At 65.8% G+C, this 10,918-nt stretch carries 8 protein-coding genes; 5 read left to right on the forward strand and 3 right to left on the reverse strand.

From position 1 onward, the window contains the following. Positions 1 to 17: 17 nt before the first annotated feature. Positions 18 to 1,415, reverse strand: a complete 1,398-nt coding sequence (locus KY501_RS27430) for a hypothetical protein (protein WP_224366409.1) — start codon at positions 1,413 to 1,415, stop codon at positions 18 to 20. A gap of 347 nt (positions 1,416 to 1,762) precedes the next feature. On the opposite strand from KY501_RS27430, the gene KY501_RS27435 reads away from it, so the two are divergent. Then, positions 1,763 to 2,497: a hypothetical protein gene (locus tag KY501_RS27435; protein ID WP_224366410.1), complete on the forward strand. Its 735-nt coding sequence runs from the start codon at positions 1,763 to 1,765 to the stop codon at positions 2,495 to 2,497. Positions 2,498 to 2,563: 66 nt separating this feature from the next. On the opposite strand, the gene KY501_RS27440 is transcribed toward KY501_RS27435, so the two are convergent. Then, positions 2,564 to 4,804: a carboxypeptidase regulatory-like domain-containing protein gene (locus tag KY501_RS27440; protein WP_224366411.1), complete on the reverse strand. Its 2,241-nt coding sequence runs from the start codon at positions 4,802 to 4,804 to the stop codon at positions 2,564 to 2,566. 129 nt (positions 4,805 to 4,933) lie between these two features. Beyond that, entirely contained in the window at positions 4,934 to 5,656 is a 723-nt protein-coding gene (locus KY501_RS27445; protein WP_224366412.1) for a TetR family transcriptional regulator, read from the reverse strand. A gap of 123 nt (positions 5,657 to 5,779) precedes the next feature. On the opposite strand from KY501_RS27445, the gene KY501_RS27450 reads away from it, so the two are divergent. The 4 genes from KY501_RS27450 (at position 5,780) to KY501_RS27465 (ending at position 10,799) form a co-directional block, all read left to right on the forward strand. After that, entirely contained in the window at positions 5,780 to 6,652 is an 873-nt protein-coding gene (locus KY501_RS27450) for an SDR family oxidoreductase (protein ID WP_224366413.1), read from the forward strand. Positions 6,653 to 6,837: 185 nt separating this feature from the next. Then, positions 6,838 to 8,973 carry a choline/carnitine O-acyltransferase gene (locus KY501_RS27455; protein ID WP_224366414.1) on the forward strand — a complete coding sequence of 712 codons (2,136 nt, stop codon included), beginning with the start codon at positions 6,838 to 6,840 and terminating at the stop codon, positions 8,971 to 8,973. A 96-nt stretch (positions 8,974 to 9,069) separates the two neighbouring features. After that, positions 9,070 to 10,140 carry a methyltransferase gene (locus tag KY501_RS27460; protein WP_224366415.1) on the forward strand — a complete coding sequence of 357 codons (1,071 nt, stop codon included), beginning with the start codon at positions 9,070 to 9,072 and terminating at the stop codon, positions 10,138 to 10,140. Between the two features lie 125 nt (positions 10,141 to 10,265). Beyond that, positions 10,266 to 10,799 (forward strand): tannase/feruloyl esterase family alpha/beta hydrolase, encoded by a 534-nt coding sequence (locus KY501_RS27465; RefSeq protein WP_224366416.1) that lies wholly within the window; start codon positions 10,266 to 10,268, stop codon positions 10,797 to 10,799. The last annotated feature ends 119 nt before the right edge of the window (positions 10,800 to 10,918 follow it).

The following is a 10,918-nucleotide window of genomic DNA, read 5'->3' on the forward strand; positions in this document are numbered from 1 at the left end:
CCCTCTTGCGTCAGAGCTCAGTAGCAGAGGTAGTTGTCGCTCCAGCTCTGAGGATCCGCGGGCTCCATCCACGGAACACATCGCTTGCCGGGAATGGGGCCTGCGGAGGACCACTGGAAGTTGAGCGAGCTGTTGCCCGGAACGCAGACGTAGTTGTTGTTCCAGCCATGGGTATCCACAGACTCGTTGACGAGCGTGCACTTCAGGCCGGGGATGGCTCCCGCGCTGCTGAAGCGCAGCCCTTCGTCGTTCTCGGAGCACAGCCAGTTGTCGTTCCAGGTGTCCGGATCGTTCGGCTCGAGGATCTGGGTGCAATGGTAGCCCGCGACCTTGCCCGAGTTGGAAAACACGAGCCGCTGGGTGAAGCACAGATAGTTGTCATCCCAGCCATGGGGATCACTTGTCTCCAACCATGGCGTGCAACGCTGACCAGCGATGGGGCCGGCGAACGACCAGGTGAACTCGATGGGGCTGGTGGGGGGCACGCACAGGTAGTTGTCGTTCCAGTAGACGATATCCGAAGGCTCGAGGATCTGCGTGCAGCGCTGGCCGGCAATGGGCCCCCCGTAGGACCAGCGGATGCCTTGGTACCCAGCAGAGCAGAAATAGTTGTCGCTCCAGGTATCAGTATCGCCGGGCTCATCGACGCTGATGCATGCGGAAGAAGACAGGGACCCAGCGGACCGGAACTCGAAGGGAGCCACGCCGTAGGCACGCCGCAAGCCCTGCACATCGAGCGGACTCAGGGTGTCGGACCAGACGCCGTCGCGGTAGTAGGGGTACAGGACCGAGTCGAAATCGAACTCAGTAAATTCCTGGCAGGTCCTGCTGTTCTCGGGGACGTCCTCCTGGTCCGGACACGCGTCACTGTAACCGTCGGTGAAGCCCAGCGCGTAGCCGAACATCTTCAGCGCTTCGGCGCGGATGCAGTAGTTCAGATCATCGCCCGGAAAGAACGCATCATCGATACCGTCGTTGCAGTTCTCGCTCCAGTGGGCAAAGGTGAGGTTGAGCAACATGCTTGGGTTCGAGCTGCTCATGCCTCTACGGGAGTAGGGGGACTGATCGGCCACGTCGATGCGGATGGCGGAGGCTGGCGTGGTGCTGTCGCAGGTTCCCCAGCCTGTGAAGCGAACGCTGCTGAGTGCATCCCACTGAGCCGTGATGGCCGTTCGCACCCACTCCTTCTCAGTGGTCAAGCCCGGAACGAGCCAGCACACAGGAACGTCCGTGGAGCCCGAGGGGCTCGTAGGCCAGAAGGTAGACGGATTGCCCACCAACGCCTCCTGGTGCGAACCCACGGTCAGCACCTCATTGCCCTGGGGGAGTTCGCCTGGAGGCTGGCAGGCGAGAATCAGCACGGAGAGCAACGAAAGCCTGTGGGGAAGGCGGGCTGCGGGGTCGCGGGGCGACATGGCACACTCTCTGGGATAGCGGAGGGCCCCAGCGAGAGCAGCCCTCGTGCCAGCCGCTCGCCTCTCGCAGCTCGCTCTGTGTCCTCCGCGAAAGGCCTCGGTTCCCGGCAAGAAGTTGCCCGCGGAGGTTTGCCCGTCGGCAAGAAGTTGCCCGAGCTGCCCGGCGCGCTCTTTCGACTCTGTAGGTTTCGCCCTGCTTGATCGCCGTCACTGAGGGTGACTGCATCCGGCTGAGACGTCTGCTCGTAACAAGGTCCACGAAAGCAACTCCGGCAAGCTTGTGTCCTCGGTGGAGTCTGCGATCGTCGAGTGATTGCGGTCCCTTTGCCCTCCTGGAGCTTCTTGCCATGGCCATGTGCCGTCGGGTCACTCATCTGTGCGTCGTGCTGTCGCTGCTGTGGACCTCTTGCGGTAATGGAGGCCCAGGCGCCTCCTATGCTTCGAGCTACAGCAGGAAGGCCGATTGGGCCCCCGGTATCCCGGCGACGCCCGCGAGCTCCGACAAGGTGGTACGGCCGGACCAGATGGTCGTCGCCTTCTCCTTCGGCAAGGAGGCCGTCGCGAGGGAGACACTGCTGCCCGCGCTCAAGGCCGCAGTGGAGCAGTACACGCGCTCCGCCACGGACACCACGAAGGCGGAGCTGGCGGTGAAACTGCGCGGCTTCGTGCCTGGGGTTGCGTCCGTGGACGGCAAGCCCGGCTGGCGGGCCACGGTGCAGGGCGAACTGATCGTGACGTTGCCAGAGGCCCTGGACTACTGGGGGCGTTCCGAGCTGATGGCGGCGCTCCTCCAGGTCGGTGAGCAGACGCTGCTCGCCGCGGAGAAGACAGGGCTGGAGGTCAGCATCTCCGCGCCCGTGGTCAGGCTGAAGGATCCGGAGGCGTATCGCGCCGAGCTGATGAAGCGCTGGGTGGAGCAGGCCCGCGCCTTTGCCAGCACGGCTCAGGGCGATCGTCCGCTGCAACTCGAGGCCTGCGCGCCGCCGGGTGCGGTGGAGCAGCAGGTGGTGACGGTCGAGGAGGTGGTGCTGAAGCTGGCGATGAACTGCCAGCTCTCCGCCCCGCCCGCGCTCCCCCAATGAGCGTGACGGCCCGCGGGAGGAGGGGGCTCCTCGCCGCGGGCCGAGCCGGACGGTGAAGCCAGGTCCTTAGAAAGCGGATCCGTTCGCGCGCGTGCCGGCCGAGGCCGCGAGAGGCGAGATCGCGTTGTGCAGCACGAAGCTACCCTCCGCGGTGGCATCCGGGCTGCGGTTCATCGACACTCCATCAGCCGAGGCCAACCCGCTGGAATAGGTGAAGGTGTCGATGACGATGCCCGCGGCGGTCTTCAGGGTGACCGTGTCGCCGGTGTTGCCCAGGCTGAGGCCTCCGGTGCTGGCGGCCACGGTGAGCGAGCACGACGAGCACGGCGGAATCCCGGAGGCCGCACCGAACACCACCACGGCCTTGCCCGGAGCCAGCACGGTGCCGGAAGCAAACGTGTGGCGCGCCGCCGTGGCATCCCAGAGCGTCCATCCGCTGATATCCGTGGCCGTGCTGCCCGCGTTGACCAACTCGACGAACTCTCCGGCGGTGGCCGAGCCGGGCTCGTTGGCGAGGATCTCATTGAGGATGATGCCACGCTCCACGCAGGTGAGGCCATCACCCGTGTAGCCGGAGTTGCAGGCGCACGTGCGCGAGCCGGGGAGGTTCGTGCAGGTGGCGTTCTCGCTGCACCCGCCGTTGTTCACCAGGCACTCGTTGCGGTCGCCCATGACAAACTCCTGGCTGACGGACGCGGAGAACGTCTGGTTCGGCAGCGGCGTCATCAGGTACGCGGAGTTGGTCCCCGGATCGAGCCGCACCGAATCGTAGAAGCCCGAGATCATGCGCACCTGGAAGCGGCCGTCGGAGCCTGACAGGGGCGTCAGGTCATTCCAGCTGATTCCGCGATACGCCGAGCCCAACAGGCGCACGTTGGCCACCGGCTGGCCGCTGCTGTTGACGACTCGGCCGTTGAGCACGATGTCATTCGTCGTCAGGTTGAGTGTGGTCGAAGTGCTGAAGGCCCGGGAGGACACCAGGGTCTCCGAGCCCGTGAAGCCGGGGAGGGCGAACTCGACGCCGACGCCATAGGTGCCAGGGCTGAGCTGCAGCGAGTACATACCAGATGCATCCGTGGTGGCCTGATACGTGGGGATGCTCCCCGAGGAGCCCTTGACATAGACATTCACTCCCGCCGCGATGCTTCCATCGGCGAACTTCACTTGCCCCGAGAGGCTGATGACCTGGCCCAGGACGAAGTCCTGCGTGGTGTTACCCGAAAACGTCTGATTGGGCAGCGGCGTGACGACGGAGGGGCTTCCCTGAGGAGGCACCAGACTCATCGAGGTGTAGGTTTCTGGGACCATGCGGACCTGGAAGCGGCCGTCGGCTCCAGACACGGGAGACAGCGCACTCAAGCCGCTGCTGCGATTCGCCATCCCTCGCAGGTTCACGTTGGCCACCGACTGGCCGCTGCTGTTGACGACCCGGCCATTGAGCTGGATGTCATTGATCGTCAGGTCGAGTGTGGAGTTGGTGCTGAAGGTGCTCGAGGAGAACAGGAGCGTCATGCCAGTGAAGCCGGGTGAGCTGAACCCGGCGATGATGTTGTAGGTGCCAGGGCTGAGTTGCAGCGAGTACATGCCGGCTGCATTCGTGGTGGCTTGATACGTGACGGTGCTCGTGGAGTTTCTGACATAAACGGTCGCTCCCGCCGCGATGCTGCCATCCGAGAACTTCACCTGCCCGGAGAGGCTGATGGGATTGCCCAAGACGAAGTCCTGCGGGGTGTTGGCTGAGAGCGTCCGACTCGGCAGGGGCGTGGCGACGTAGGGGCCACCCGTGGGAGGCTCCAACAGCATGGAGGTGTAGTAGCCAGGAAACATGCGCACCTGGAAGCGGCCGTCGGCTCCAGAGACGGGAGACAGCGCACTGTCCCCGTCGTAGTTGCCATTCAGCGACTCGCCCCACAGGTGCACGTTGGCCACCGGCTGGCCGCTGCTGTTGACGACTCGGCCGTTGAGCACGATGTCATTCGTCGTCAGGTTGAGTGTGGTCGGGGTGCTGAAGGACTGGAGGGACACCAGGCTCTGCGCGCCAGAGAAGTGGGGGGAGTTCAACTCGACGCCGATGCTGTAGGTGCCGGGGATGAACTGCAGCGAGTACATACCGGCTGCATCCGTGGTGGTCCGGTACGCGAGGGTGCTCGATGGCAACCTGGCATAAACGGTGACGCCCGCGGCGAGGCTGCCATCGGCGAACTTCACTTGCCCGCTCAGGGCGGCTTGAGCCCAGGCAGTGCCAGGGAGCGACAACAACACAATGGCCACGAGGGCCGTCCGATAAAGGAAAGCGTGTAGAGGCATGGGGACCTTGTCGTTGAAGAGCGGCAGGGAAGGATTGCTGCGGCACTCGGGCTTCTCTTGGAAGCCGCGAGTTCCATGCTGTTAGACCATGCGGGTCTGACTTTTCCCTGGGACTGACCGGCCTCTCCGTCACCCTGAGTCTGCGATGCGATCGAGCAGCTCGCTCAACAGCAAGCTCTCGCCTTTCGTGAGCACCGTGAGCCGGTCCATGGAGGCTCGCAGTGCCGCAGCTGCGGCGCGGACGTCCGTGTTCGCCGGTGTCGCCGCCTCGCTCGTGATCGCGGCCAGGACCGCCTCGCGCGCTGCGTCGGCGAGTCCGAGGTCGCGCTGCCCTTCGGGCTGGCGCAGCAGGGTGAGCACGGCCCCGGTGCCCATCGCTGTCACGAGGCCGAGCGCCCGTTCTTCACTGACCCGCAGCCGGCCCGCGAGCGCGATGTTCCGGATGCGCCGCCGCAGCACATCCGTCCCGTCGCTGATGGCCGAAGACGGCGAGGCCGGGTGCGGATCGCTGCTCATGATCGCGAACAGCCCGGGGTGGCTCAGGCCAAACGCCACGTGCATGTCCCAGCCATCGCGAAAGTCCTGGAGCGCGTCGGGATGCGGCGCGCGCGCGGACTTCTTCGACACGTAGCTGCCCAGCACGTGCTCGATGACGGCCGCAAGGAGGCCTCGCTTGTCGCCGAAGAGCCGGTAGATGGTCGGGGCCTGCACACCGGCAGCGGCGGCCACAGCCCGTGTGGTTGCGGCATCGGGGCCTCCGGAGGAGATGAGCTCCGCGGCGGCCGCAATGATTCGCGCACGCACATCGGGGCCCTCGGCGTCTTCAGCGGCGGACTTCTCGCGGTCCTCCATGGCGCGGAAGGTAGCATGCGGCCCTCGAAACGTCGCTAACAGCGAATTGATAGCGGCGATAATGTGAGGGTGTTATCGTTGGTAACGAAGGGGTGTTTCCGTCGTTATCCAGAGGGGCATTCAATGATCGTCGTGACCGGAGCAACAGGGCAGCTCGGCCGTCTCATCGTGGAGAAGCTTGTTACCCGCGTCCCTGTGGATCGGGTCGCCGTGAGTGTCCGCGATGTGCAGAAGGCCCAGGATCTGGCGGCACGTGGCGTCCGAGTGCGCAGGGGCGATTTCGCGGATCCGAAGAGCCTGGCACACGCCTTCGAGGGCGCGTCCCAGGTCCTGATGATCTCGTCAAATGCGGCTGCGACTGGCGGCGATACCCTGGCCCAGCATCGCTCCGCCATTGACGCCGCGCGGTCCGCGGGGGCGCGGCGCATCGTCTACACGAGCCACATGGCTGCGAGCCATTCGTCGGAATTTCCTCCGATGCTCCACCATGCGGCGACGGAGCAGATGCTGGGCGAGTCCGGTCTGGCGTGGACCGCGCTGCGCAACGGTTTCTACGCTGCGAGCGCGATGCTCCTGCTGGGGAAGGGCCTGCAGACGGGAGTCTTCGAGGCGCCCCCGGACGGAAAGATCTCCTGGACCACGCACGCCGAACTTGCGGAGGCGGCCGCGGTGATTCTGGCGAACGAGGGGCAGTACAACGGGCCGACGCCGCCCCTCACGGCCGCGCAGGCGCTCGACTTTGGAGAGCTGTGCGACAGCGTGTCGAGCGTCCTCGGACGTCCGCTCCGTCGAAGCATCGTGTCGGAGGACGAGATGCGCGCGAAGCTCACGGCATCCGGAATGCCCGCGTACGCGGTCGCTGTCTCGCTGGGCCTCTACCGCGCGAGCCGGAACGGCGAGTTCGCGGCCGTGGATCCCACGCTGCGGAAGTTGCTCGGGCGTGCGCCGACGAGCATGCGCGAGGTGATTGCCGAGAAGATGGGCCGAGCGGCTTGAGCCGAGTAGGCCTCTGCCTGGGGGAGAGGCCTTGTTGCTGGGCGTGGATGCGTCGCCCGCCGCTCCCGGAAGTGTCTCGTGTACCATGCTACAATCCCCATCATGGGGCAGCGCCACGTTCACTTCAGCCACGTCTCCCGGCGCGCCCAGTCCATGGGCGCGGTGCTCCCTAGAGCCGTTGCCCCATGAGCCTCCTTACCGCGGTCCTGCTCCTCGGGGGGCTGGCGTACCTGGTGTGGGCCCTCTTCCTCTATTTCTCCACGCCGGACCTGGACACGCTCGATGTGAAGGACCGGAGAGAGAGCAAGGAGACATGTTTCAAGAACGGGACTTCTCACGAGGAACCCAAGCGCTACCCCCTTTATGTCGGGCCCCCTCTCCACCTGGCCTACCGGCAGATCCTCGCCCTGGCGGTGGACAACGCGGTGCTGCGGGCCCTCGTGAACGCGCTGACGTGGGCCTTCCTCATCGCCATCACCCCTATCCGGCACCTGCTCTGGCACGGGTACCTGAACAACATCGCGGAGCAGTCGTTCATCCCCCGGAAGCTGTACGACCGCGTGACGACCGATGCGTTCGGCGGCGCTCCTCTGCTCACCAATCCCCTGGTGGTCCTGGAGGATGACGACACGAACCCCACCCTGGAGACCCGCGCCGCGAGCCTCATCATCGGAGGGCTCACCTTCTGGAGGAACCTGAAGGCCGGCAACATCGTCAACCTGACGCGGGGCCTGCGGTGCACGCTCGACGAGACCTTCTTCCTCTTCAACCGGTGCTCGGGGCTCCACGAGCTGTCCCTGCGGCCAGACATCTCCCGCATCTCGGAGAACATGGACCTCGCGCCGGACAGCTACATCGCTGTTCTCATCGGCGGGGATGCCTACCGGATCGACGTCACGGATCAGGAGCTCACCGAGGCGGACCGGAAGGTCCTGCTGGAGCGCCTGCTCGGCATCGTGGAGGACCATCGGAAGCGAACGGACGCTCGGGATCAGGGCCTGAGCCTCTGCACCCATGTGTACGATCGGCGGCAGGGCGCGCTCCGCCATGCGCACGGGGACTACTTCCGCGTCCTCAATGGAGCGCTCTTCATCGTGTCGCTGATCCCCGAGGCCACACCCGAGAGCGTCAACGCGCTCGCGACGGAGCACTTCGCGTACCCGGAGAGCTGCTGGCACGACAAGGGCCTCCAGTTCCTGATCTACGGCAACGGCAAGGCGACGGCCATCGGCCGGCTGCGCAACTACGTGCTCGGCTCGTCGATCCTCAAGACCGTTTCCTACGTCGGGCAGGAGGCCCAGAGGCAGCAGTTCTCCAGGCTGCTGGCGGAGGCCCAACCCGCAGCCGCGAACCTCCTGCGCGTGCCCCACCCAGCGCTCCAGGAATCGGAGCGAGAGGTGCTCCGCTCGTACCGGGAGAAGCACGCGGACTGGATGACGAGGGATCCTCACGTAGGCCTGTCGCAGGTGGGGCGCGACGCCTTTGCTCGATCGGGCGGCCCCAGGCTTTACGCGGACTCTCTCTTCCAGCTCTGCCTCCACGCCGCGTACACGAAGGTGTTCGGTCACTTCCCCCTCGTTACCGAGGCAGCGTACCTGGGCAGCTTCCAGGGCATCGTCAGCGGTGTCATGGAGTTCTCTGGGACTCGGGAGATGAAGGCGCTGGTGGAGCGGCTGGTCGCGCTGGATGTGTCCTCCGAGGTGCCCCACGCGCGCCTGCACGCTGACGCGGAGCTGGCCGGCCTGCTGAGCGAAGCGGCGAAGTCCCACAATCAGCTCACGCGCCTGGTCAAGCACGGCTTCCTGACTCCCAACCGGCTCCTGGGGTGGCTGCGGACCTTCACGTTCCTGCCGTCCAACATCGCCGCCATTCTGTGGAACACCCTGGTGCCCCGGAGTGTCCGGGAGGCGGCTCCCGTGAGATGGCTTGGGGCGGGGCTGGCCCGGCTTCCGGTCCCGAGGATGCTGACGATCAGCCCCATTGATGTCGCCTCGTCCCACCTGCCGCCCGTGCCGGGCTCTCGGGCTGCGGTCATCCAGTCCTGCCGGTTCGACAAGGCGCCGCCCTTCTTCACGCCAGAGCCCCAGCCCGCCGAGAAGCGCGGCAACGTCTACCGGCCCAAGGTTCTCGTGCACTACTCCCTCTTCCCCGACCGGGCGACCTATTCGGTCCTGTGCTTCTCCCAGGAGGCGCTGGCCCGGCGCGAGCACTTCATCCAGACGATCGACTTCTACCTGCGCGTCTGTGCTTCCCTGTGTGGGGCGGAGCAGGCTCTCATCGGGCAACTCCAGGACGAGGCCCTCCAGCGGGCTGTGGGGTAGAACCCGGAGCGCAGACGGCGCGGGCAGACCGCGCGATTCGACACACCGAACTCACCGGAGGAATTTGTGGCATCACGGACCTTGAAGGGCCGCCTCATGACCCGCGCGGCTCGGGTGGCCGACGTCTTGCTCACCCGGCTGGAATTGCTGCGCAGGCGGCTGACACCTGCCCCGCTCGATGTGATGCAGCGGATTACCGGAGCCTGGATCACCCAGTCCCTGTACGTCGCCGCGAAGTTGTCGGTCGCCGACGTACTGGCGGGCGGCCCGAAGTCCGTGGACGAGATCGCCAAGGCCGTGGGCGCCGCTCCCGGCCCCCTCTACCGCGTGTTGCGGGCGCTGGCCTCCACGGGCATCTTCGTCGAGCAGGAGGGCCGCCGCTTCGCGCTGACGCCGTCGGCATCGACGCTCCGCAAGGATGTGCCCGGCTCGCTGAGGGACACGATCCTCTACTTCGGTGATGGGTGGATCTGGCGCCCCTGGGGCGAGCTGTACGAGGGCGTCCGGGAAGGCACGTCCGCGTTTCGCCACGTCCACGGTGCCGGGCTGTACGAGTTCCTGCCGAAGAACCAGGAGGCCAACGAGGTCTTCAACAACGCCATGGCCTCGGCCTCGGAGCTGGCCGCCAAGGCCGTCGCGGCCTGCTACGACTTCAGCGGAGCCCAGAAGGTGGTGGATGTGGGGGGAGGGCAGGGGATGCTCCTGGCTGAGATCCTCGAGGTGAACCCCGAGTTGAAGGGCCAGGTGTACGACTTGCCCTCGGTGGTCGACTCGGCGCGGAGCTTCATCGAACGCCGGGGCCTGAGCTCACGCATCGAGGTGGCTGCGGGGGACTTCTTCACCCAGGTGCCTACGGGTGGAGATACCTACATGCTCAAGAACATCCTGCATAGCTGGGATGACGAGCGGGCCCGCACCATCCTGCGTGCCTGTCGCGCCGCCGTGCCTGCCCACGGAAGGCTGCTCATCGTGGACATGATCATCCCCGAGGGGAACCTGCCGTTCCTGGGGAAGATGGTGGATCTGCACATGCTCATGCTGCACGCCGAAGGACGGGACCGCACGGCCGAGGAGTATGGCGCGCTGCTGGCAGCGGAGGGCTTCCGGATGACGCGCCAGGTCCGGACGTACCTGCCGGTGAGCGTGCTGGAAGCCCGCCCGGTCTGAGGAAGGCGGGATGAGGCGATACTGTGTGCTCGCCGACAGGGCCACTGGGTGCGCGCTGTTCTGGCTTTACGCTCTGTCGCGGAGCGGCGGAACGTGCACGGCCAAAACGACATCCGGAGGAAATATTGAAAGCGATCGTACGCGCGGCACGCGCCGGCTGGACTCTTGGGCTTGTGTGCCTCCTGGTAGCATGCAGTGGAGACGACGACACCGGTTCTCCTGCGCCCGAGCCCGAGCCATCCGCCGCGCAGTCATGCTCCAACCTGGCGGGCAAGACGATCGGAGGCGCGACGATCAGCGCCGCGAGCATCGTCGCCGCTGCGAGCCCTGTGCCCGAGTACTGCAATGTGATTGCGAGGATCCCGCCGAAGCTGAACTTTGAGGTGCGCTTGCCTTCTCAGTGGAATGGCAAGCTGCACTACAACGGGGGCGGCGGTTTCAACGGCATGATGACTCCTCCCAGTGCGGAGGCGCTCTCCAAGGGCTTCGCGGACGTGGGCAGTGACTCCGGACATAGTGCCGACCCCTTCACCGCCGACTGGGCGCTGGATGACCAGGTCGCGTTGGTGAACTTCGCGTCCGCCTCGATCCCCACCGTGACGAACGCAGCGCGTGAGATTCTGAAGGTGCGCTACGGCAAGGACGCCGACCGGGCTTAGGGGCCGCGCAGGAATAAAGTTTCAGTTTGCGGGTGCCCGAGATCGTGCCCATCAATGTAGGCATGGACCTGGAGGAAGTCATCGCGGCGAAGTACCAAGCGCTTGAGAGCGGACTTACA

Source organism: Hyalangium versicolor, assembly GCF_020103695.1.
GTDB lineage: Bacteria > Myxococcota > Myxococcia > Myxococcales > Myxococcaceae > Hyalangium > Hyalangium versicolor.